We start from the raw sequence: 22,967 nt of genomic DNA, 5'->3' as shown, positions 1-22,967 counted from the left end.
TGGCCCGTTGGTCAAGCGGTTAAGACACCGCCCTTTCACGGCGGTAACACGGGTTCGAATCCCGTACGGGTCACCATTTATTTTTATCTACATAATAGTGGAGGATTAGCTCAGCTGGGAGAGCACCTGCCTTACAAGCAGGGGGTCGGCGGTTCGATCCCGTCATCCTCCACCATATATTATCATCGCGGGGTGGAGCAGTTCGGTAGCTCGTCGGGCTCATAACCCGAAGGTCGCAGGTTCAAATCCTGTCCCCGCAACCAAGTGGTCCCGTGGTGTAGCGGTTAACATGCCTGCCTGTCACGCAGGAGATCGCGGGTTCGATTCCCGTCGGGACCGCCATTTTAAATTTAATAAGGCTCGGTAGCTCAGTTGGTAGAGCAAAGGACTGAAAATCCTTGTGTCGGCGGTTCGATTCCGTCCCGAGCCACCATTTTAAAAACATTTGTTTTTAAAATGCCGGTGTAGCTCAACTGGTAGAGCAACTGACTTGTAATCAGTAGGTTGGGGGTTCAAGTCCTCTTGCCGGCACCACAGTTATTGTGGAGGGGTAGCGAAGTGGCTAAACGCGGCGGACTGTAAATCCGCTCCTTCGGGTTCGGCAGTTCGAATCTGCCCCCCTCCACCATTTACAGGGGCATAGTTTAAAGGTAGAACTACGGTCTCCAAAACCGTCAGTGTGGGTTCGATTCCTACTGCCCCTGCCAATTATAAAAATAACATTGCATATATACGTGGCGATTGTGGCGAAGTGGTTAACGCACCGGATTGTGGTTCCGGCATTCGTGGGTTCGATTCCCATCAGTCGCCCCATTTATAAACGGTATGCATATTCCAATATTGGGCTATCGCCAAGCGGTAAGGCAACGGATTTTGATTCCGTCATGCGTTGGTTCGAATCCAGCTAGCCCAGCCATATATGCGGAAGTAGTTCAGTGGTAGAACACCACCTTGCCAAGGTGGGGGTCGCGAGTTCGAACCTCGTCTTCCGCTCCAATTTTAATAAAGTTATTTAGTCTTGAGTAAATGGCGGCATAGCCAAGTGGTAAGGCAGAGGTCTGCAAAACCTTTATCACCGGTTCAAATCCGGTTGCCGCCTCCATTTATTTACAAGCTGCCGGGGTGGTGGAATTGGCAGACACACAGGACTTAAAATCCTGCGGTAGGTGACTACCGTGCCGGTTCAAGTCCGGCCCTCGGCACCATTTATAATTTTAACTTGCCTTTTTTATTTTGCCGATGTGGCGGAATTGGCAGACGCGCACGACTCAAAATCGTGTTCCTTCGGGAGTGTCGGTTCGACCCCGACCATCGGTACTTTAGATTTACTTGACAGGATGCTTCCTGTTTTTATTTTTACTTATCGGTCGACAAATTTTGATAATATTTGCGGGTGTAGTTTAGTGGTAAAACCTCAGCCTTCCAAGCTGATGTCGTGAGTTCGATTCTCATCACCCGCTCCATACATATTGTTATCACAACGCAGTGTCTCGCTTTCAAAGCTGAGATGTTGCGTTTTTTATTTTTAGCGTAAATATAGCGTCTATCTTGAAAAGATAGACGCTATATTTACGTACATCAGTTAATGACTTGATAGGTTGCTTCTCCGCCGTGGATTTGAATGAACATGTCACTTAGGGATTTAGTTAGTTTATAAGCCTGTTCTTCTGAAAGTGAAGGCTTTAAATAAATGAACTGTACAGCTTGTGTTGTCTTTTCAGTTACGTATGCTCGGTTAGAATCGACATAAGGGCTTCCGAAAGCTCCTAGGACATCTTTTGAAAGGATTTTATTTTCTAAAGAAATATTACGTTCATTTAGAGCTTCATAAGACTCTTCTTTTTTACCGATAGTAAATTCGATGGGACCCTCTAAATTAGAGGAATCATAAATTCCAATTGGGACTTCATATTGCAATGAAAAAAAGTTATTAATGTCCACAGCAGAATTGATAGAAGGCAAATACGTTTGTTTTCCTATTCTTCTAATTAAAGCTTCTATAGAAGGACGGTATTTACTTGGATCAGTTCCAAATGTTTTGAAAAGCTTTCTCCACTCGCTAACACCTTCGAATTCTGTTACTTTTTTTGACTCAAGGTCGAAATAAATGGATTCTTGAAAGAGGCGCAGACGTCCTTTTAGCATTTGAGGAGAATCACCAACTTCAATATTTTTATACTGAATGATTCCCATTTTAAAAGAAGGGCAAAGCTGTTTAATAGCGGGCGATAATGTAAAGTTCATTTTTTTGATCCTTTCTATTATAATTAGTATTTGTTCGTTTATAGATACCATCCTATCATTTCATTGAGTGAGAAAACAGTTCAATGCATGAATATATAGAATTTCTTGGAAAGGAGGCCATTACTCACTATGAATGCGTATCAGTTGAAGGAAGAAATTATTTCATACAGCAAAGAGATTGGAATCGATAAGATTGGATTTGCGAGTGCTTCTATGTTTGATGAGTTAAAGAATCGATTGTTAGCACAGCAAGAGTTAGGTTATGCTTCAGGCTTTGAAGAACCTGATATTGAAAAGAGAGTAGATCCCACATTAGTTGTTCCAAAAGCTAGATCTATTATTTCAATTGCACTTGCGTATCCTTCTAAATTAAAGGATGCACCAAAGAGCACAAAGGAAGATCGCCGAGGAATCTTTTGCCGTGCTTCTTGGGGGCAAGATTATCATACGGTTCTACGTGATAGGCTTCAAAAGCTTGAAACCTTCATAAAAGAAAAAGTACCTGCAGCTATCCTTCAATCGATGGTAGACACAGGCGAGCTGTCGGACCGAGCTGTAGCAGAAAGAGCTGGTATTGGCTGGAGCGGTAAGAACTGTGCCATTATTACACCTGAATTCGGTTCCTACGTGTATTTAGGAGAAATGATTACAGATATCCCGTTTCCTCCTGATAAACCGATAGAGGACGGTTGTGGTACTTGTAATAAGTGCGTTGATGCGTGTCCTACGGGTGCGCTTGTAACAGGCGGCCAGCTGAATTCGCAGCGATGCATTGCCTTTTTAACCCAAACAAAAGGATTTTTAGCTGAAGAATTTCGAAGTAAATTAGGCAATCGTTTATATGGCTGTGATACATGTCAAACTGTGTGTCCTGAAAATAAAGGAAAAGACTTTCATTTTCACCCTGAGATGGAGCCTGATCCAGAACTTGCGAAGCCTAAATTAAAACCGCTTTTAACGATGAGTAATCGTGAGTTCAAAGAGAAATTTGGACATATTTCAGGTTCTTGGAGAGGGAAAAAGCCAATTCAGCGCAATGCCATTATTGCACTGGCCCATTTTAAAGATCAAACCGCCGTTCCAGCTTTAATTGAGTTAATTAAAAATGATGTTCGCCCTGTGATTCGAGGAACAGCGGCATGGGCGTTAGGCAAAATTGGCGATAAAGAAGCGTTAGATACACTTATGAACTTAAGAGAAAAAGAAAAGGACCAAGAAGTAATTGAAGAAATGTCAAAAGGTATAGAGATGCTTCAAGAGATCTAAACCGTATTTTTATTGATAAAGTTAGCTAATGAGTCATAGCGTATAATAAACGCTTAGAAAAGTGGTGACATTATGCTAACAAAAAGGAATGTATTATATACTTTAATTAAAGCGCGTGCGGACAGCTATGTAAAAGGTGAGCTTCATGAAGACTTCAAGCCTTTCATTGAACAGCAGTGTGAACTAAAGCGGTCTCTTATAAAAAAAAGAGAAGTTGATGTTTTAAAATGTAATATGAAAGGTTCTATTCAATCTGCTCATACGGATCAGGAAGAAACAAGAGTATTATATAAGGTGCACATTCAGGCATTTTTAAAACAAAACGATTTTTTCTATATAGAAGAAGAAATTGAAGATCGTTTAGCTCTTTTTTATAAAGATACGCTTATTCAAGATGAGCTGCTGGTAAAGGGTTTTTCTGAAGATGAGGTTGAAATGGATGTAGAAGAAGTAGAGGAAGACGAAGAAAGAGCCTCTTATTATGATCGTCTTGCAGCTGTTCAGTATGCAGAAAAACATTGGGATAAACCTAATGAAAGTTATAAGCAGTTTGAGGTAAACTGCACCAACTATATTTCACAGTGTTTGCATGCAGGAAAGGCGCCGATGCGGGGATATCCTAAAAAAGCAAACGGATGGTGGATGAGAGGGAACGCCTGGAGCTATAGCTGGGCAGTTGCTCATTCCATGCACAGCTATTTAAGTAACTCCAAATCAGGACTTCGGGCAGTGAGGAAATCTTCAGCAAGCGAACTTGTCCCGGGAGACGTTATCTGCTACGATTTTGAAGGAGATGGGAGATGGAATCATACGACCATTGTTGTAGCAAAAGACGGTCACGGTATGCCTCTTGTAAATGCGAACACGTATAATAGTCGAATGAGATATTGGGCTTATGAAGATTCAACGGCTTACACGCCAAAGATTAAGTATGATTTTTTCCATATCGTTGATCGGTAAGACTTTCGTTTTAGCAAGTTAGTGGTATAATGATGAATAGATTTGTTAGCAGAGGTGAAAATTTGTGGGAGTACACGTAGTGTTATTTCAACCAGAAATTCCAGCAAATACAGGAAATATTGCGCGAACATGTGCAGCAACAAATACGACGCTGCATTTAGTTCGTCCGTTAGGCTTTTCAACAGATGATAAAATGTTAAAGCGAGCTGGATTGGATTATTGGGAATTTGTAAATGTGGTGTATCATGATTCATTAGAGGAAGTATTCGAAAAGTATCCTGAAGCAGGTTTCTATTTCATCACAAAATTTGGTCAGCAGCCACATACAACATTTGATTATAGTGACTTAGAGCAGGATCATTTCTTCGTATTTGGAAGAGAAACAAAGGGTCTGCCAAAGCACATTATTGAAGAGAACATGGAAAGATGTCTTCGTTTACCGATGACAGAAAATGTTCGTTCTTTAAATTTATCTAATACAGCAGCTATTTTAATCTATGAAGCGCTGCGTCAACAAAATTATGCTGGTTTATCTTAAGTAAAAAGCGAGGTTCAAATTTTATTGAACCTCGCTTTTTTATTTATGTCGACGATGATATGTAGTGGTTATTTTTTAACGCCCGGTTTATCATTGTATCCCGCTCTGAAGATGGATGCTAAAAAAGCAATTGTTACTCCTAATACTAAAAGTAAGCGCATTGATTTTCCTCCTCAATCTAATTAAAAGGATTATACAGCTACTGCAGTTAAAACCGACTTCCCATATCTCATGATGGTAATAATGACAAAATAACTTTTCTAGAGACATAAGTTCTCTAACAAAGTTTAACCGTTCCTTCTTACTCTTTTATTATAGCTAATAAATACTTCACTGTGAATGCCTAGCAAGGACAAATTTCTGAATTTTACAATTTAAAAAGCATGTTCAAACATTTTGCTGCATAGATTGTATTAATCTTGTTCACTAGCACCATAACTAGTAGGGGAGGTCCTTTAATGGATATATTAAAGAAAGTTGAAAGATACCGCGAAGAAGAGAATCGTCTTAAGTGGGAAGGGACATTTGAAGAGTACCTAAAGCTGATTAAAGATGAGCCTTTAATTGCTCAGCCTGCACACTCTAGAGTATACAACATGATAAAGGATGCAGGAATTGAAGAGGTAAATGGTAAAAGACATTATAAATTTTTCAGTGGACAAATGTTTGGACTTGAAGATTCGCTAGAACGCTTGGTGGAAGAATATTTTCATCCAGCTGCAAAGCGTTTAGACGTTCGTAAACGTATTTTACTTTTAATGGGTCCGGTAAGTGGTGGTAAATCGACGCTAGTGACCATGTTAAAAAGAGGGCTTGAAGCTTATTCTCTTACTGATCGAGGAGCTGTTTACGCTATTAAAGGATGCCCAATGCATGAAGATCCGCTGCATTTAATTCCACATCATTTACGTAAAGACTTCTTTGAAGAGTATGGTATCCGAATTGAAGGAAACTTATCTCCTTTAAATACAATGCGATTAGAGGAAGAGTATGGCGGCAGAATTGAAGACGTCATTATCGAACGCATTTTCTTCTCAGAGGACAAACGAACTGGAATTGGAACGTTCAGTCCTTCTGATCCGAAATCTCAAGACATTGCCGATCTAACAGGAAGCATTGACTTTTCAACAATTGCAGAGTATGGATCTGAGTCAGATCCGCGTGCTTACCGCTTTGACGGAGAGCTTAATAAAGCAAACCGAGGAATGATGGAGTTCCAGGAGATGTTAAAATGTGATGAGAAATTTTTATGGCATTTACTCTCTTTAACTCAAGAAGGAAACTTTAAAGCAGGAAGGTTTGCTTTAATTAGTGCAGATGAATTAATCGTAGCGCATACAAATGAAACAGAGTATCGCTCGTTTATTTCCAATAAGAAAAATGAAGCTTTGCATTCACGAATTATTGTAATGCCTGTTCCATATAACTTAAAAGTGAGTGATGAGGAAAAAATTTATGACAAAATGATTCGTGAAAGTGACGTATCAGATGTTCATATTGCCCCTCATACGTTACGTATTGCGTCTATCTTTACTACATTAACGAGATTAAAAGAGCCTAAAAAAGGCGATATTGATTTATTAAAGAAAATGCGCCTATACGACGGTCAATCTGTAGAAGGCTATAACGATGCAGACGTAGAAGAGTTACAAAAAGAGTATACGGATGAAGGAATGAGCGGTATTGATCCTCGTTATGTCATTAATCGCATTTCATCTACCATCATTCGAAAAGATATTAAATCAATCAATGCATTAGATGTACTGCGTTCATTGAAAGAAGGGTTAGCACAGCATGCATCTATTTCTGCTGAGGATCGAGAGCGTTACTTGAATTATATTTCTCTGGCGCGTAAAGAATATGATGAAATTGCTAAAAAAGAAGTGCAAAAAGCGTTCGTTTATTCATACGAAGAGTCCGCTAAAACATTAATGGATAATTATTTAGATAATGTCGAAGCATACTGCAACAAAAATAAGCTTCGTGATCCGCTAACAGGAGAAGAGTTAAATCCAGATGATAAATTAATGCGTTCAATTGAAGAACAAATTGGTATTTCAGAAAATGCAAAAAAAGCATTCCGCGAAGAAATCTTAATTCGTATTTCGGCTTATGCACGTAAAGGAAAACGATTTGATTATAATTCCCATGAGCGTTTACGCGAAGCGATTCAGAAAAAATTGTTTGCGGATTTAAAAGACGTAGTGAAAATTACAACGTCCACTAAAACACCAGATGAGCAGCAGCTGAAGAAAGTAAATGAAGTAGTGGCTCGATTGATTGATGAGCATGGATACAATTCAGTATCTGCTAATGAACTGCTGCGCTATGTAGGAAGTTTGTTAAATCGATAACTCAGTACTAACAAGAAAACATGGCACTTCCGATCTGTGCCATGTTTTTCTTATCTCTTAAAATAAACTCTGCATAATTAGGCTAATGTGTAGTACGCATTGCACTTAACCATCATATGATAAGTCATAAACATATACATGACACTAGACACTATAAAATGAATAGTTAATAGTGAAAGAATTAGTTAGCAAGTATACCATTCTTGCGCATAGGATAAGAGTAACCAACCTTTGAACTAAAGGTATTTGTCAGAAACTTTCGGTATAGCTTATGCATGCCGAGTAAAAACGTGCAGGTGTTTTTTAAATAAGGAGGGGAATAGCGTGGGAAAAGAAGTAGATAAAAGTTTTGCTGTCTCAAAAGAAGACTGGTCCCTCCATCGTAAAGGCCACGATGATCAAAAAAGACATCAAGAAAAAATTAAAGAAGCAATTAAAAATAATTTACCGGATTTAATTACAGAAGAAAATATCGTGATGTCCAATGGAAGAGAAGTAGTTAAAATTCCGATCAAATCATTGGATGAATATCGAATTCGGTACAATTATGATAAAAACAAACATGTGGGTCAAGGTGATGGAGACAGTAAAGTTGGGGATGTAGTAGCACGTGATGGATCTGCTGGAGATGGTCAAAAAGGGGCAGGAAAAGGTCAAGGAGCAGGTGACCAGGCTGGAGAAGACTACTTTGAAGCAGAAGTGTCTCTTATGGAGCTTCAAGAGGCTTTATTTGCTCAATTAGAACTGCCTAATCTTCAGCGAAAAGAATCTGATCAAATTGTTGTGGAGCACATTGAATTTAATGATATACGACGTACAGGTTTGATGGGGAATATCGATAAAAAACGAACGATGATGAGCGCTTACAAGCGAAACGCAATGACAGGAAAGGCTGCTTTTCATCCTATTTATCCGGAGGATTTAAAATTCAAAACATGGAATGAAGTTATAAAGCCAGAATCGAAAGCAGTCGTCTTAGCTATGATGGATACGAGCGGTTCGATGGGCATATGGGAAAAGTATATGGCAAGAAGCTTTTTCTTTTGGATGACACGCTTTTTACGTACGAAATATGAAACAGTGGAAATTGAATTTATTGCGCATCATACAGAGGCAAAAGTAGTATCAGAAGAAGACTTCTTCTCCAAAGGAGAAAGCGGGGGAACCATCTGCTCATCTGCTTACCGAAAAGCGCTTGAATTAATTAACCAAAAGTATGATCCGAGCCGCTATAATATTTACCCGTTTCATTTTTCAGATGGCGATAACTTAACTTCAGATAACGCAAGGTGTGTAAAGTTAGTAAATGAATTAATGAAAGTGTCAAATATGTTTGGATATGGGGAAGTGAATCAGTACAATCGACATTCCACTTTAATGTCTGCGTACAAAAATATTCAAGACGAAAGTTTTAGACACTTTATTTTAAAACAAAAATCAGACGTTTTTCACGCCATGAAAAGCTTTTTTAGAAAAGAAACAGAAGACCAGAAATATGCTTAACCTAAAAGGCCTAGACTTGTTATCTAGGTCTTTTTTATGCGGTTTATTCAGCGCTTCTTTGGAGATAGTAAAAGTACGACTTTATCCAAAAGGAGAATAAGTGAATGAACGAAAATATAAAGAGCGAAATGCAAAAACATCAACAAAATCAGCGGTTGAACGCAGCTGAGTTAGGTTACTTATGGGCGCAATATTTAGGCGATACGCTGTATGTATGTGTTCTTGGGTATTTTCTATCTGTTGTAAAAGATGCAGAGATTAAGGAGCTCTTAAAAAAAGCCCATCAGATTTCACAAACTCATGTAGACGAATTGACGGAATTATTCAGTTCGGAAAAAATTCCAATACCAGTAGGTTTTGGGGAACAAGATGTGAATAAAGGAGTTCCTGCTTTATTTGATGATATTTTTATGGCTATTTATGTCAATGAAATGGCCATTGGAGGTATGAAGAAATATGCTAGAGCGCTAAGCGCAGTGAGAAGGCAAGATATTTATGATCACCTGTCTCGATGTGTAAAAGAAAGCGACAGCCTTTTAGAGGATTCTAACTACGTTATTTTAAGAAAAAGCATGCTGATGAGACCTCCGGTTATTCCTTATCCGGTAAAAGTGAATTTTGTGGACGAGAAAACGTTTATATCACCATTTTTCTCTCAAATGCATCCTCTAACTTCTTTGGAGGTTACGGCTATTCAAGAAATTGTTAATACAAATGTATTAGGTAAAACGCTGATGCTGGCATTTAGTCAAGTAGCTACCACACAAAAATTACGCTCTTATTTTTTTGATGGAGTTAAACTTGCGAGTAAGCAAATTAAGCAATTCACCGAGTTATTGTCTGAAGCTGACCTACCAAGTCCGCGTCTGCTTGATGCATATGTAACCAACTCAACGATTTCACCGTTTTCAGATAAGCTGATGATGTATCATACTTCCACAGCGGTGACAATTGCTATTGATAACTGCGGTGCTGGCTTGTCTATGTCGTTCCGTTCGGATGTAGCAGTAGAATTTTCTCAGCTAATCGGGCGTATAGGGAAGTATGGAAAAGATGGAATTCGGATTATGATTGAGCAAGGTTGGATGGAAGAACCTCCAATGGCAACAGACCGTAAGAAGTTGGCGGAGAAATAATAAGGAGTATGTTGTAGATTATCATTAATTTTGCGGTACCGAAACATATATAGCTAAGCGAAAATAGATTGCTCTAGACCCACTTGAATGAGCAGTGATAAGATAAAAAAGCTGATTTTTCAAGAAGTAAGTCGAGGTGTGGAAATGAACAACAGTATAAGGGAGTCCATTGCGAAAAAAGTAGCATGGATTAGCGTATGGAGCAATATTGCCCTTACGCTAGGAAAAGTAATAGTAGGATGGATTGGAAATAGTGATGCTGTATTTGCTGATGGTATTCACTCTGCAGCGGACGTATTTGCCTCTATTATTGTCTTGTTGGTTATACGAGTAGCAAATAAACCAGCAGATGATGACCATCCATATGGACATGGAAAAGCAGAAGTGATTGTCTCGGGAATCGTAGGAATTATTTTATTGCTTGTATCATTTTATGTGGTATTTGAAGGAGTCGTTGGTTTATTCCATCCGGTTGAATCTCCAAATATTTTAGCCATGTGGATTGCTGTTATTTCATACATAGCAAAGGTATTGTTGTACCGTTATTCTTTAAACGTAGCGAAGCAGCACCACAGTAAGGCAATTGAGGCAATTGCATTTGATCATAAAGCAGATATTGTTGCTTCTATTGCAGCGGCAATTGGTGTTTTATTATCGATTATTGGTGATAAAATGGATGTTCAACTGCTGTTATACGGAGATAAAATAGCAAGTATCTTTGTTGCTTATTTAATTTTTAACATTGCCAGACAAATGATGGGAGAGTCTTTTCAGATCTTAATGGAAGGCAATATTGATGAAGAGCTACTGAAAGAACTTGAAGAAAGCATTTATGAATTTGAAGATGTGAAGCGGATTGATCGCGTTCGAGCAAGAGAACATGGCCATTACATATTAGTGGATGTACGTATTTCAATTGACCACTTTAAAACAATTAAGGAAGGTCATGATTTAGGACGAGAAATCAAAGCAACACTTATGAAAAAGCATGATAATATTCAGGAAGTATTAATCCATTTGAATCCTTATTATCCAGATTAAATAAGAAGCAGCGAAGTGCTACTCGCTGCTTCTTATTATTTATATATGTAGAAATTAATGAAATGAGTAGCATAAAATAATGAGGATTTTTATTTATAAAGAATCAAGTTTAATAAAATTGTATAAAGGGAATTGTATTTATTTATTGATGTGATAGGATAAAAAAGCATGTAAATGCATTCACGACGAATGAAAGCAGTGGACGGGTACATATAGATAATAATAAATGGTTTTGGGAGTCAAAGAAGGTGATGTTGAAGTGAATGTAAGCATCAGGTCAATCGTTAAAAAAGTCATGTTCATTCTATTTATTGCGTATGGGGTAGTGGTCATTTATGCTACGCTCATACGGGAAAACGAACATGTTTACGGAAAAGCAATGAACTTGGATTTATTTAGTACGATCCGTCTGATGTGGGAAAGCGGCAATATAATGCTTACTGTGACAAATATACTGGGAAATATCGTAATGTTTGCGCCGCTTGGAATGTTTATTCCTTTGTTTATGAAGTGGTTTGATGGTTTTATCCAAGTGTTTACGACTGGTTTCTTAATCAGTTTTTTAATTGAAATTTTACAGTACAAGCTAACGGAACGAGTATTTGATATTGATGATATCTTTTTGAATACGCTAGGTACATTTATAGGCTGGGTTATTATTAAAATACTATATTGGATTAAGAATATGCTGAAAGCACGTTTCAAAAAAAGATGAACTTGAGAAACGTAATGAAATTAATCCAATCTAAAGACGAACAAATGGGATAAATGAGCTAGTATGGATAGCTTGTTACATCGCGGTTGCTACATGCATGAAATCTACGTTCACCCTACCAATGAAAAAATCCGAGCGAGCTGGGTTCTTAATCAAGAATTCAACTCGTTCGGATTTTTCTTCAACTAAAATACTTTTGGCTCAGCTTCTGCTTCTTGTTGATAGAAACACTTAATGCAGCGTCTTACGGAAGAATGTGAGGATTCAACGATAATATGCTGACAATTTTGCTGAACAAATAATAACTTTCTTTCAAGCTGCTTAATTTGTTCTTTAAGCTGTTCTACTTCATTATTGATAGATATTTGAACCACTGTTAACAAACTCTTTAGCTTTTTCTTTCATTCCTTCTTTTCTTACTTCATTTACATCTTTTTCATTTTCTTGAGCCATGTTACGAATATCTTGAGAAATACGCATCGAACAGAATTTAGGTCCACACATTGAACAGAAATGGGCTGTTTTAGCACCTTCAGCGGGAAGTGTTTCATCGTGATATTCTTTTGCGCGCTCTGGATCTAGTGAAAGGTTAAATTGATCATTCCATCTAAATTCAAATCTTGCTTTAGACAGCGCGTTATCGCGTTTTTGTGCTCCTGGATGGCCTTTTGCTAGGTCAGCGGCATGAGCAGAAATTTTATAGGTGATAACGCCTTCTCGAACGTCTTCTTTATTCGGCAGACCTAAATGTTCTTTTGGCGTTACGTAGCAAAGCATAGCTGTCCCAAACCAGCCAATCATTGCAGCCCCAATACCTGATGTAATATGGTCATAGCCTGGAGCGATGTCGGTTGTAAGCGGTCCAAGAGTATAGAAGGGAGCTTCTTGGCATATTTCCATTTGTTTATCTACGTTTTCTTTGATGAGGTGCATAGGAACATGTCCAGGACCTTCAATCATAACTTGAACATCGTGTTTCCAAGCAATTTTAGTTAATTCACCAAGCGTTTCTAATTCACCGAACTGTGCCTCATCATTAGCATCTGCAATGGAACCAGGACGTAGTCCATCGCCAAGTGAAATAGAAATATCGTATGCTTTACAGATTTCACAGATTTCTTCAAAGCGAGTATATAAAAAGTTCTCTTCATGATGAGCTAAACACCACTGCGCTAAGATGGATCCTCCGCGTGAAACAATACCTGTCGTACGTTTCGCTGTCAGAGGAATATAGCGTAAAAGAACACCTGCGTGAATAGTAAAGTAATCAACACCTTGTTCAGCTTGTTCAATTAATGTATCGCGATATGCTTCCCACGTTAGATCTTCTGCTACACCTTTTACTTTTTCAAGCGCTTGGTAAATAGGAACGGTCCCTACAGGAACAGGCGAGTTGCGGATAATCCATTCGCGCGTTGTGTGGATATCCTTTCCTGTTGATAAATCCATAATTGTATCGGCTCCCCAACGCGTTGCCCATGTCATTTTTTCTACTTCATCTTCAATAGCTGAACGAATAGCTGAATTTCCGATATTAGCATTGATTTTCACGTGGAATTTGCGGCCGATAATCATCGGTTCGCTCTCAGGGTGATTGATATTATTAGGGATAATGGCACGTCCTCTTGCTACTTCTTCACGCACGACTTCAGGATCCATCTGTTCACGAATAGCGATAAATTCCATTTCGGGCGTGATGATTCCTTTTTTCGCATAGTGCATTTGCGTTACATTTTGATTTTTTTTCGCGCGCAACGGTAAACGATTAGTGATAAAGCGCTCGTACTGATCTCTTGGATCACCATCATAATAACCGTTATCCTGTGGCTGAACCGTACGGCCTTGATATGTTTCTACATCGTTTCGTTCTGCAATCCACTTTTCGCGCAGAGCCGGTAATCCTTTTTGTAAATTAATTTCATAACAGGGATCTGTATAAACACCGCTCGTGTCGTATACACGTACGGGACTATTTTCTTCTTCCCCAAAAGATCCTGTAGTAGGAGACTGATGAATTTCACGCATAGGCACTTTAAGGTCTTCTCTGGATCCTTGGACATATACTTTGTGACTGTTTGGAAAAGGCTTTTTCATAGAAACTGATACATTTTGTTTTGACATTACATATTCCTCCGGTTTCGCATAAAGTGTAGCTATACCGAACCATAAAAAAATCGGGTTCTGTGATAGACAGAACCCGATGGAATAGGCGAAAAAAGAATAAACATATACTATTCTTTTCAAGACTACTTCCCTCCGCTGGTATAACCCAAATCAGGTTCAAAGGGTTAAAGAGTTTTATTGCACTCTTCTCTCAGTCTGAGCTATCAGACACCCCTAGTAGAAATAACATTCAAATTATTCAATTTACGGCTTAAGTTTACCATCATTCGGTAAAAAATCAACCCTTAAATAAAAAAAGCTAGACAATTAACGTTGTCTAGCGGCATCGATTGCAATCACAATAGCTGTAATAATGTGCATGATAAACCCTAAAAATGGAATCCAAGCAACCAGTGAAGTAACAATCCCTAGTATGTTTCCATACGCAGATAACCCTCGTCTATTAGCTAAAATGAGCGTGATAGCATGAAGAATAAATCCAATAAAAAGAGGAGTATAACTAAAGCCCATAACAATCCCGGCGCCAATTAAAGGAATTCCCAGCAAGGCTTCATACCCAGCAGTGACCCATTTCATTGTACGTACATTTCCATTCATAAGTAAAAAGCCTCCTAAAAAAGATACTACTATATACGAGTAAAGAGAGAAAAAAGTTTCAAATTACTTAGGGGATATGCCGTATAAGCAAGCATTAGTTGATTAAAATGATAGATGACAGTAAAGGAGATGGAAAAAACATAATGATTTAGTCATTTTTTCACACTAAAGAAAAATAGTCTAGATGATTCATTTTTAGCTAAGGGGCCGGAATTTATACCGAACATAGTGACTACTTTCTAAAGTAAATAAAAGCTGATATCGTGTTTTTTGATTATAGCATGTAAGGTTTTTATTACAAATTATTAAAGATTCTTATCTTTTTGCAAATACACATTGTATTTCATAGTTTTAACAATTATGATAAAAAAGCAAGTGTCAAATTAGGAAAATAGTTGAGCATGTAAAACGAAGCGATAAGCTTATTAATTTGAAAGAAAGGCAAGGTACATAGCTTTATGTGGGAAATTATTGTAGCAATCATTTTAGGGATTGTAGAAGGTTTAACAGAGTTTGCTCCTGTTTCGTCAACTGGGCATATGATTATTGTGGATGACCTATGGTTGAATTCCAAAGAATTATTTTCATCTCCAGTAGCTAATACATTTAAAATTGTTATTCAGCTAGGGTCGATCTTAGCAGTAGTAGTTATTTTTAAAGATCGTTTCATTAATTTATTAGGATTGGGAAAAAAGCCAGCTGCTCCAATTGGACCGACAAATCGCTTGAATTTAATGCAGGTAATTGTTGGTTTGTTACCCGCAGGAGTGTTAGGACTTTTGTTTGATGATTACATTGATGAACATTTGTTTTCTTTAAATACGGTGCTAATTGGCTTAGTAGTCGGAGCTGTATTAATGATTCTAGCAGATTTGTTTGGACCTAAACGTCCGCGTGTAGAGACGGTGGACCAAATGTCTTATGGACAAGCACTGGGTATAGGACTGTTTCAATGTATTGCTCTTTGGCCAGGTTTTTCTCGTTCAGGCTCAACGATTTCAGGAGGAGTTCTTCTTGGAATGAGCCATAAGGCAGCGGCAGATTTTACATTTATTATGGCAGTGCCAATCATGGCAGGAGCAAGTGGACTTTCATTGGTTAAAAACTGGCAGTATTTCACATCAGATGCGCTACCGTTTTTTATTGCTGGTTTTATCAGCGCCTTTATTTTTGCGCTGGTATCTATTCGCTTTTTCCTGAAATTAATTAATCGTATCAAATTAGTACCGTTTGCACTATATCGAATTGTGTTAGCAGCTATTCTATATTTTGTATTTTTATAAAATAAACACGCGAGTTCTTTAGTCCCGTAAGCTTCTAATAGAGACTCAAAGAGCAAGAAAAAGCTATTGCAATGTTGCAATAGCTTTTTTGCATAAATATATATTATCGCCTTTTGAAAGCGTTTTATAAACATGGGTATTGACAAAACGTGTCGAAAAATAGTAAATTAATATTTGTGCAGTATAAAGTTAAGTAAAAGTAAGACTTCTGTTTAGTTTTATTGACTGTAAAAAACGTATGACAACGTATAGATCGTTTTAATTTTATAAAAACTGAATAATAAGCTTAATCGTATAGAGCGGGGGAATCATTATCGGCAGTAAAGCTGCCTTGGGGTGAATCCTTACAAAAGGTAGGAAACTCTCAATTCCGAATCCGACAGTTAACCCCGTTTGCTTCATTGAGAGAAAGAGCCCAAAATAGCGTAAGTAAAAGGCTGTTCTTTCTTAAGAATAGTCTTTTTTTGTTTTTTCAGAAAAGTATATACAAATGTCATACATCTTTGGGGAGGTACATCTATGAAAAAAATTCGTTTTGGTTTGGCTACGCAGATTTTTACCGGATTAATCCTCGGTGTTCTTGTAGGGGTAATTTGGTTTAACGATCCGCGTGTAGTAACATACCTACAGCCGCTAGGAGACCTATTTTTAAGATTAATTAAGATGATTGTTATTCCAATTGTTATCTCAAGCTTAGTCGTTGGAGTTGCAGGAGCAGGGAGCGGTAAACAGGTCGGAAAGCTCGGCGTTAAAACCATTCTCTATTTTGAAATTATTACGACTTTTGCAATTATAATCGGTGTATTGGTTGCTAATATTTTTCATCCTGGGCAAGGTGTAGACATTCATTCAGCACAGAAGAGTGATATTTCACAATACGTTGAAACATCAAAACAGCAAGAAGGAAAGTCAGTGGCTGAAACGTTCTTACACATTGTTCCAACAAACTTTTTCCAGTCAATTGTTGAAGGAGACATGCTAGCAATTATCTTCTTTACAGTGTTATTTGCACTTGGAGTAGCGGCAATTGGGGAAAGAGGAAAGCCAGTTGTACAATTCTTCGACGGCGTTTCTCACGCAATGTTTCACGTGGTAAACCTTGTAATGAAAGTGGCTCCAATTGGTGTATTTGCTTTAATTGGTGTAACAGTTTCAAAATTCGGCTTAGAGTCACTTCTTTCATTAGGAAAGCTTGTTATCTTAGTTTACTTAGCGTTAATTTTCTTCCTACTTATTGTATTAGGAGGAATCGCGAAATGGGCAGGAATTAACATTTTCCACTTGTTCCGCTATATGAAAGATGAACTGTTGTTAGCATACAGTACATCTAGTTCTGAGACAGTTCTTCCGCGTATTATGGAAAAACTTGAAAAGATGGGCTGTCCAAAAGCTATCGTATCGTTCGTTGTACCAATTGGTTATACATTTAACCTAGATGGTTCCGTTCTTTATCAAGCGATTGCAGCGTTATTCTTAGCGCAGGTGTACGGTATTGATTTAACGATCGTTCAACAGCTGACGCTCATTCTTGTATTGATGGTTACATCTAAAGGAATGGCTGCCGTGCCAGGAACATCATTTGTTGTATTACTGGCTACTCTTGGAACAATCGGTGTTCCGGCAGAAGGATTAGCCTTCATTGCTGGAGTAGACAGAATCATGGATATGGCACGTACGGTTGTTAACTTAGTAGGAAACACACTAGCAGCAATTGTGATGTCTAAATCTGAAGGCAAATTTGACCCTAAAAAAGGTACAGAGGTCATGAGAGCCGGCTAATTTATAAATTAAAAAGCTACTTATTCTATTCAAAAAATTAGAATAAGTAGCTTTTTTCATAATAATTCCTTTATTATTATGGAAATTGACCCTATAATATGTAACATCAGGTATAAATAAATCCAAATTTTATTCTTACATAAAAGCAGTCACTGGTTCCTTTCTTTATCAATAAATATAGAGATAGCTTAGCTAGTTGGGGGATAGTAGAGTATGTGGAAAAAGCGAATATGGGTCATCGCCTCGATAGTAATCGTATGTTTGTTAATCCCTTACAGTTTACCGATTGTGTTTGCTTTATTAACAGCATTAGCGCTTGAGGGTATTGTTCAAAAATTGCATCAATCTTTTAAAATGAAGAGAGTCTATGCAGTGCTTATGACCTTCATTTTATATGTTGTTTCGCTCATACTTATTGGATTTTTTATTGTTCGGACAATCGTTACGCAAGTGGTTGCTCTTTCAAAAATAGCGCCTTCCTTTGTAAAAGAAATCTATGAAACCGCGATTTATCCAACTATTATTAAGTGGAAATACTATTCAAACGCTCTTCCTACAGAAGTGATTTCTTCTATCGAGCGCACGCTTGAAAAAACCGTAAATTCATTAGATTCTCTATTAAAAAGTACGGTAGAAATTATCATTAGCTTTGCCGCTACTGTTCCTGGGTTTCTATTAGAGTTTCTTATTTATTTAGTAGCGCTTGTATTTATCAGCCTTGAGCTGCCTGCTATTAAAAATAAAATCAAGTCATTTTTAACAGAAGAAACGAAATATAAGCTACAAGTTGTCATCACTCAGCTTATCCAAGCGGGGGTTGGTTTTATCAAGGCACAAATTATCTTAAGTGTCATGACGTTTGTAATGGCTTATGTAGGGCTTTGGCTATTAGATGTTCCGTATACCGCGCTTCTTAGTTTATTAATTGTAATTGTCGATATTTTACCAATCCTTGGGACAGGCTCGGTGCTCGTTCCATGGGGGATTTTTGCTCTTACGCAAGGGCATGACTCATTAGCAATCGGCTTATTTATTCTATTTGGAGTCATTACGGTAGTAAGACGTGTAGTAGAACCAAAAGTATTTTCTACAAATATGGGTATTTCACCTTTGGCTGCACTAGTTAGTTTGTACATTGGATTTAAACTTTTAGGTTTTGCCGGGTTATTTTTAGGACCGGCTTTAGTTATTTTATACGATGCTCTTCGTAAAGTAGGTATTATTCAAATTAACTTTAAACTATAAAAGCGCTGGATAAAACTAGCGCTTTTTTTTATTGAAACTTTTGTGGTACGTAATACGTAAAGAGGGAAAGGAAAAAACTATGTCGCATTGGTTTTTATCTATCAATCGGTTAATTATAGTTTTGCAGTCTTAGATTTAATGACATGAGGAGGAGAATTTTTGTTAGAGTCGGTTTTACTTTCTTTAATTGAAGCGCTAAAACAGCTCTCTTATTTTGGCGTAATTTTAGCATTAACGTTTGAATTTGTCCCGGCAGAGCTTGTTTTACCTTTAGTAGGGTATTGGGTGTACCAAGGTGATATGAACTTGTATTTGGCTATCCTTGCAGGTACAGTAGGCGGTGTTTGTGGACCGTTGACTCTTTATGCACTGGGACGTTACGGTGGACGACCGCTGGTTTTAAAATATGGAAAATACTTTTTGGTGAAAGAAAAAGAAATTGACGCCGCCGATCGCTTTTTTAATAAGTACGGCAGCGGGGTTGCTTTTTTTGGACGCTTTATTCCAGGAGTGCGCACGGCTATCTCTTTTCCGTGCGGGATGGCAAAAATGAATGTATGGCTGTTTTCTATTTATACATTTGTGGCGATGCTTCCAGTAACGGCTATTTACGTATATTTAGGATATAAGTTAGGACCTAAGTGGAAAGAGGTGGGGCCGATTGTGTCTCAATATATGCAGCCTATTGGAATCGGAATTGTTGTTTTAATTGCATTGTTTTTTATCATTAAATATGTGCGGAATAAACAAGTAGGGCAGAACTGATAAATCGAGGAAAAGAGTGAGGATATGTCAGAGCATGAGCAGTTAAGAGTAGAGTTACGAAAAATTGAAAAGTGGGAGAAAGACCAAAAAGGACTTTTTTTCTGGGAGCGGCTGGCTCGTTTGCCTTTTTCAGCTTTAGATAAAGTAACGCCGAAGTTCATTCATCAAAAAATAGAAAAATTATTAGATGAAATTGCTAAGTATGTTGATAATGGAGGCCAGTATTTAGCTAATACGTCTGCCACGCTAGAAAAAGCATCAGCACAATTACAAGAAAAGAAACAGCTTTCGATAGAGGATATTCAGCATTTATCTCTGCAAGAAATGGATGAATTGGCAGAGCATTTTATTGAAGTCCGAAAAAAGAACGCACAGCTGCAAGGAGCTACAACCGGGGTAGGCGGGATTTTTACACTGGCGATTGATGTTCCTTTTGTATTAGGGCTTACACTTAAGACACTGCAAGAAGTGGCTGTTTCTTATGGGTACGACCCCACTGAGCAAGAGGAACGAATTTTTATGGTCAAATGCATGCAGTTTTCGTCTTCTGACATTGTAGGGAAACGTGCGATTTTAGAAGAATTAGCAAGCGGAAATCGAACGCAGAGCTTGCAGCAGCTGCAAGGGTGGAGAGAAGTGTTTCTAACCTACAGGGACAACTTGGGCTGGAAAAAGCTGTTCCAAATGATTCCTATAGCAGGAATGGTATTTGGAGCGTATATTAACAAACAAGCAATTAGCGATATAGGGGAAGTTGGAATGATGCTTTATCGTAAAAGACGTATTTTGGAAAAAGTCTCACAATCGCAACAATAAAAAGAGACTGGTACGAAAGTATTTTAATTGAAGAAAAATCCGAACGAGTTTGATTCTTGGTTGAGAATCAAACTCGTTCGGATTTTTTTATTGATATAGTAAATGTAGCTTTCATGTGTTTAGTTGCCTCTAAGTGTTGATTGGAGGGCAAGGCGAAGACTCCCGCGGAAAAAGCGGAACAGATGAGACCCCGCAGGAGCGCAAGCGACGAGGAGGCTCAACGGCCGCCCGCGGAAAGCGAAGCCTGGCACGAAAATCAACAGCGGTGTAACGAGCGATTCATATTAGATCGTTTACCTTTTTTTGTTCGTGTTTAGATGGGATTGATTTGTTTATGTCTCAATTACTTTTTTTCGACATTATTTCTGGGGAAATATGTCGAGGTGTGTTAAGCCTATTTCCTTAATCAAAATGAAAAGTAGGAATGGTAATAGTATTTTTTCGTCTGGCAATCAGTAAATAAATAATTCCGATTACACTCCATACAATACCGATAAATAAGGATGTTTTTTCTAAGTTAAGCCACATAAAAAATAAAAATAAACTGCCGAGTAAAGGCATAAGTACATATGAAATATATCCACTGAAGGATCGTTTGTTTTGTTGAATAAAATAATGGATAAAAACCGCTATGTTCACTGAACTGAACGCAATTAAAGCACCAAAATTAATTAAAGAGGTAGCTTTTTCAAGAGACAGACCTAGTGAAATTAAAGAGAGGCCACCAATAATCACCACGTTCCAAATAGGCGTCTTTGTTTTAGGGTGAATATAGCCGAAAATTCTCCGAGGCAGATAACCATCTTTCCCAATTGCATAGAGAAGTCTTGACGCACTCATATGTGAGACAAGTCCCGAAGCAATAGTTGAAGTCAAGGCCGCTGCTACAAAAATAGATTGAAAAAGCTGGCCGCCAATTTTATAAGCGATCTCCGCTGATGCACCTTCTAAATCATGAAACAAAGAGGCTGAAGGGAAAAGCAGCTGAGCAAAGTAAGAAACCGTGATAAATAAGGCGCCTCCCGTACACGCAATAATAAGAATCCCTTTAGGAATGGTTTTCTCAGGCTTAAGTGTTTCTTCGGCCATAGTGGTTACAGCATCAAATCCTAAAAAAGAAAAACATAAAATAGCAGCTCCGTTTAATAACAGAGATATAGAGGCCGATTCACTTATAAACGGTTTAAATGATAGCTCTTGGCCTTGACTTGTAGCACTTAAAATAATAAAGATAATAGCGACTAAAATTTGAAAAGCAACTAATAGCGTACCAAAAGAAACGGTTAAATGAACGCTGAAAATATTCATTATGGTCATGATGACAACAAAGCTGATAATCCATACGGCCTTTGGAACACCTGGAAACAGAGAGCTTAGGTAAATATTTGTCAAAAGCGCATTAATCATTGGCAGAAATAGATAATCAAGAAGAGCCGTCCATCCTACCAAAAAACCAATGCTTGGATTCATTACTTGCTGTGCGTATGTATAAGAGGAACCAGCTCCGGGAAAAGCTTTTACCATCTTTCCATAACTAATGGCTGTAAATAAAATAGCAATCAACGTGAATGCATAAGCGCCTGAAACATGTCCATCTGTTGATTCAGTTACAATGCCAAATGTATCAAAAACGGCCATAGGTGCCATGTAGCCTAACCCTATCACGACGATATGCCATAATTTTAGTTGTTTAAGAAGAGAAGGTTCATGATTCATATTTGTCATCCTTTCTGTGTATAATCATTCTGCATTATTTATTATTATACTATATTGTTAGGTTTGTCATCTTTTTTTGAAAAAGAAGAGAAAATTGCGCGCTAAGAGATAAAGAGCGTTTAATTGATTGCTAGATAAAGCAAAAAAATGCTTTTTTTCACTTTGATTTTTACCATTGAGTCTAGAAAGTATTTTACATAAAATGAAAGAAAGTAAAAAAGCTTCGTTTAGGGTGATCTACTTGCAATAAATACGAAAATAAATTTTTGAATGCGGTTACATTTTTTGTTGGTGTACAAAGTTAAGAATGATGGTGAAGGAGATGAAGGAAGTGATTGCTACACCCTATATAAACTTGGAGATAAACAAGGAACCAGGTGTGCATGTCGTATTGGATGAAACAAAAAAAGATGGTGTTTACTTTATTAAATTAACGGTCAAGTCGGTTAAAAAAAGAATTCTTCCAAAAATGAAATTAAAATGGAGCGTTCCATTGTTAGATATCCAACTGTATAAATCTTTACAAACTAGTAAGGGCGATGTGAATGCCTCTTTTGTTCATTGTTTTATGAATAAGAATGGTTCTAACCGCTACACCATTGCATGTTCAGACATGCATCATCCTATTCTGTGTGCTCCCAATTGGAAAGACATGTGTCTAGATGTAGAAATGACTTTATTTAGTGAAAGCACATGGTCTCTTCATAGCTATGAAACTGAACTGCGAATAGACACAAGAATGGTTGAAACAGAAGAGTTATTCAAAGATTTAGCGAAATGGTATGAGAGAAAAGAGATTAATCTAGCATCTGCTTTTGAGCATGCAACGGCAATAGATGAAAAAGGAAATGTCTCGTTAGATATTTGATGGTAAGGAGAGGAATA

The 22,967-nt window shown here is 37.8% G+C and carries 20 protein-coding genes, 15 tRNA genes and 2 riboswitches; of the genes, 30 read left to right on the top strand and 5 right to left on the bottom strand.

What is annotated here, in order from left to right; genetic code table 11:
- Position 1 precedes the first annotated feature (1 nt).
- From AC1D0Y_RS26810 to AC1D0Y_RS26740, 15 genes are all read left to right on the top strand, one after another.
- Positions 2–76: transfer RNA gene (locus AC1D0Y_RS26810), tRNA-Glu, on the top strand.
- Between the two features lie 23 nt (positions 77–99).
- Positions 100–175: transfer RNA gene (locus tag AC1D0Y_RS26805), tRNA-Val, on the top strand.
- Positions 176–186: 11 nt separating this feature from the next.
- Positions 187–263 (top strand) — tRNA-Met (locus AC1D0Y_RS26800).
- Between the two features lie 3 nt (positions 264–266).
- Positions 267–342 (top strand) — tRNA-Asp (locus AC1D0Y_RS26795).
- 15 nt (positions 343–357) lie between these two features.
- Positions 358–433, top strand: a tRNA-Phe gene (locus tag AC1D0Y_RS26790).
- Between the two features lie 25 nt (positions 434–458).
- Positions 459–534, top strand: a tRNA-Thr gene (locus AC1D0Y_RS26785).
- A gap of 10 nt (positions 535–544) precedes the next feature.
- A tRNA-Tyr gene (locus AC1D0Y_RS26780) sits at positions 545–628 on the top strand.
- A gap of 5 nt (positions 629–633) precedes the next feature.
- A tRNA-Trp gene (locus AC1D0Y_RS26775) sits at positions 634–707 on the top strand.
- Positions 708–737: 30 nt separating this feature from the next.
- Positions 738–813 (top strand) — tRNA-His (locus tag AC1D0Y_RS26770).
- Positions 814–841: 28 nt separating this feature from the next.
- Positions 842–916, top strand: a tRNA-Gln gene (locus AC1D0Y_RS26765).
- Between the two features lie 5 nt (positions 917–921).
- Positions 922–996 (top strand) — tRNA-Gly (locus tag AC1D0Y_RS26760).
- Positions 997–1,028: 32 nt separating this feature from the next.
- Positions 1,029–1,102: transfer RNA gene (locus AC1D0Y_RS26755), tRNA-Cys, on the top strand.
- Positions 1,103–1,116: 14 nt separating this feature from the next.
- Positions 1,117–1,205: transfer RNA gene (locus AC1D0Y_RS26750), tRNA-Leu, on the top strand.
- Positions 1,206–1,235: 30 nt separating this feature from the next.
- Positions 1,236–1,317: transfer RNA gene (locus tag AC1D0Y_RS26745), tRNA-Leu, on the top strand.
- Between the two features lie 72 nt (positions 1,318–1,389).
- Positions 1,390–1,463, top strand: a tRNA-Gly gene (locus tag AC1D0Y_RS26740).
- Between the two features lie 115 nt (positions 1,464–1,578).
- Here the strand turns inward: AC1D0Y_RS26740 and AC1D0Y_RS26735 are convergent.
- Positions 1,579–2,244 carry a B3/B4 domain-containing protein gene (locus AC1D0Y_RS26735; protein ID WP_028410313.1) on the bottom strand — a complete coding sequence of 222 codons (666 nt, stop codon included), beginning with the start codon at positions 2,242–2,244 and terminating at the stop codon, positions 1,579–1,581.
- Positions 2,245–2,373: 129 nt separating this feature from the next.
- Here AC1D0Y_RS26735 and queG point away from each other — a divergent pair, with 129 nt between their 5' ends.
- From queG to AC1D0Y_RS26695, 8 genes are all read left to right on the top strand, one after another.
- Positions 2,374–3,510 carry a tRNA epoxyqueuosine(34) reductase QueG gene (queG, locus tag AC1D0Y_RS26730; RefSeq protein WP_477708147.1) on the top strand — a complete coding sequence of 379 codons (1,137 nt, stop codon included), beginning with the start codon at positions 2,374–2,376 and terminating at the stop codon, positions 3,508–3,510.
- Positions 3,511–3,582: 72 nt separating this feature from the next.
- The gene (locus AC1D0Y_RS26725) at positions 3,583–4,470 is read left to right on the top strand and encodes an amidase domain-containing protein (protein WP_060745430.1); all 888 of its coding nucleotides are present in this window, start codon (positions 3,583–3,585) and stop codon (positions 4,468–4,470) included.
- A 64-nt stretch (positions 4,471–4,534) separates the two neighbouring features.
- The gene (gene trmL / locus AC1D0Y_RS26720; RefSeq protein WP_016762878.1) at positions 4,535–5,008 is read left to right on the top strand and encodes a tRNA (uridine(34)/cytosine(34)/5-carboxymethylaminomethyluridine(34)-2'-O)-methyltransferase TrmL; all 474 of its coding nucleotides are present in this window, start codon (positions 4,535–4,537) and stop codon (positions 5,006–5,008) included.
- A 458-nt stretch (positions 5,009–5,466) separates the two neighbouring features.
- Positions 5,467–7,362, top strand: coding sequence for a PrkA family serine protein kinase (locus AC1D0Y_RS26715; protein WP_013055179.1), 1,896 nt, complete (start codon positions 5,467–5,469; stop codon positions 7,360–7,362).
- A 324-nt stretch (positions 7,363–7,686) separates the two neighbouring features.
- Positions 7,687–8,865: a sporulation protein YhbH gene (gene yhbH, locus AC1D0Y_RS26710; protein ID WP_013055180.1), complete on the top strand. Its 1,179-nt coding sequence runs from the start codon at positions 7,687–7,689 to the stop codon at positions 8,863–8,865.
- Positions 8,866–8,969: 104 nt separating this feature from the next.
- On the top strand, positions 8,970–10,001 hold the full coding sequence (locus AC1D0Y_RS26705) for a DUF3231 family protein (protein WP_060745429.1): 1,032 nt from the start codon (positions 8,970–8,972) through the stop codon (positions 9,999–10,001).
- A 144-nt stretch (positions 10,002–10,145) separates the two neighbouring features.
- Positions 10,146–11,042 (top strand): cation diffusion facilitator family transporter, encoded by an 897-nt coding sequence (locus AC1D0Y_RS26700; RefSeq protein ID WP_014461808.1) that lies wholly within the window; start codon positions 10,146–10,148, stop codon positions 11,040–11,042.
- A 259-nt stretch (positions 11,043–11,301) separates the two neighbouring features.
- The gene (locus AC1D0Y_RS26695) at positions 11,302–11,757 is read left to right on the top strand and encodes a VanZ family protein (RefSeq protein WP_477708146.1); all 456 of its coding nucleotides are present in this window, start codon (positions 11,302–11,304) and stop codon (positions 11,755–11,757) included.
- Between the two features lie 185 nt (positions 11,758–11,942).
- Here AC1D0Y_RS26695 and AC1D0Y_RS26690 read toward each other — a convergent pair whose 3' ends face one another.
- The 3 genes from AC1D0Y_RS26690 to AC1D0Y_RS26680 all read right to left on the bottom strand — a co-directional run bounded on the left by AC1D0Y_RS26690 (position 11,943) and on the right by AC1D0Y_RS26680 (position 14,478).
- The gene (locus AC1D0Y_RS26690; protein ID WP_028410320.1) at positions 11,943–12,131 is read right to left on the bottom strand and encodes a hypothetical protein; all 189 of its coding nucleotides are present in this window, start codon (positions 12,129–12,131) and stop codon (positions 11,943–11,945) included.
- Positions 12,109–13,878: a phosphomethylpyrimidine synthase ThiC gene (gene thiC, locus AC1D0Y_RS26685; protein WP_060745427.1), complete on the bottom strand. Its 1,770-nt coding sequence runs from the start codon at positions 13,876–13,878 to the stop codon at positions 12,109–12,111. The genes AC1D0Y_RS26690 and thiC overlap by 23 nt, the downstream gene beginning before the upstream one ends.
- A 113-nt stretch (positions 13,879–13,991) precedes the next feature.
- A riboswitch (TPP riboswitch) is annotated at positions 13,992–14,106 on the bottom strand.
- 81 nt (positions 14,107–14,187) lie between these two features.
- Positions 14,188–14,478 (bottom strand): hypothetical protein, encoded by a 291-nt coding sequence (locus tag AC1D0Y_RS26680; protein ID WP_013055185.1) that lies wholly within the window; start codon positions 14,476–14,478, stop codon positions 14,188–14,190.
- A 458-nt stretch (positions 14,479–14,936) separates the two neighbouring features.
- On the opposite strand from AC1D0Y_RS26680, the gene AC1D0Y_RS26675 reads away from it, so the two are divergent.
- The 6 genes from AC1D0Y_RS26675 (at position 14,937) to AC1D0Y_RS26650 (ending at position 20,637) form a co-directional block, all read left to right on the top strand.
- Positions 14,937–15,761: an undecaprenyl-diphosphate phosphatase gene (locus AC1D0Y_RS26675; protein ID WP_013055186.1), complete on the top strand. Its 825-nt coding sequence runs from the start codon at positions 14,937–14,939 to the stop codon at positions 15,759–15,761.
- A gap of 273 nt (positions 15,762–16,034) precedes the next feature.
- Positions 16,035–16,174: riboswitch (cyclic di-AMP (ydaO/yuaA leader) on the top strand.
- A 106-nt stretch (positions 16,175–16,280) separates the two neighbouring features.
- A complete protein-coding gene (locus AC1D0Y_RS26670) occupies positions 16,281–17,540 on the top strand; it encodes a cation:dicarboxylate symporter family transporter (RefSeq protein ID WP_028410322.1) in 1,260 nt (419 codons plus the stop codon).
- Between the two features lie 213 nt (positions 17,541–17,753).
- The gene (gene ytvI / locus AC1D0Y_RS26665; RefSeq protein WP_060745426.1) at positions 17,754–18,785 is read left to right on the top strand and encodes a sporulation integral membrane protein YtvI; all 1,032 of its coding nucleotides are present in this window, start codon (positions 17,754–17,756) and stop codon (positions 18,783–18,785) included.
- A gap of 159 nt (positions 18,786–18,944) precedes the next feature.
- Positions 18,945–19,550 (top strand): DedA family protein, encoded by a 606-nt coding sequence (locus tag AC1D0Y_RS26660; protein ID WP_060745425.1) that lies wholly within the window; start codon positions 18,945–18,947, stop codon positions 19,548–19,550.
- A 24-nt stretch (positions 19,551–19,574) separates the two neighbouring features.
- On the top strand, positions 19,575–20,366 hold the full coding sequence (locus AC1D0Y_RS26655; RefSeq protein WP_060745424.1) for an EcsC family protein: 792 nt from the start codon (positions 19,575–19,577) through the stop codon (positions 20,364–20,366).
- Positions 20,367–20,502: 136 nt separating this feature from the next.
- The gene (locus AC1D0Y_RS26650) at positions 20,503–20,637 is read left to right on the top strand and encodes a hypothetical protein (RefSeq protein ID WP_268797214.1); all 135 of its coding nucleotides are present in this window, start codon (positions 20,503–20,505) and stop codon (positions 20,635–20,637) included.
- A gap of 131 nt (positions 20,638–20,768) precedes the next feature.
- Here AC1D0Y_RS26650 and AC1D0Y_RS26645 read toward each other — a convergent pair whose 3' ends face one another.
- Positions 20,769–22,082 (bottom strand): APC family permease, encoded by a 1,314-nt coding sequence (locus AC1D0Y_RS26645; protein ID WP_060745423.1) that lies wholly within the window; start codon positions 22,080–22,082, stop codon positions 20,769–20,771.
- A gap of 322 nt (positions 22,083–22,404) precedes the next feature.
- On the opposite strand from AC1D0Y_RS26645, the gene AC1D0Y_RS26640 reads away from it, so the two are divergent.
- On the top strand, positions 22,405–22,950 hold the full coding sequence (locus tag AC1D0Y_RS26640; protein WP_225049940.1) for a hypothetical protein: 546 nt from the start codon (positions 22,405–22,407) through the stop codon (positions 22,948–22,950).
- Positions 22,951–22,967: the final 17 nt, after the last annotated feature.

It is taken from the genome of Priestia sp. P1_B12_1, assembly GCF_056406695.1.
Note: the sequence above shows the minus strand (reverse complement) of the source record. Positions and strands in the feature narration are given on the sequence as shown.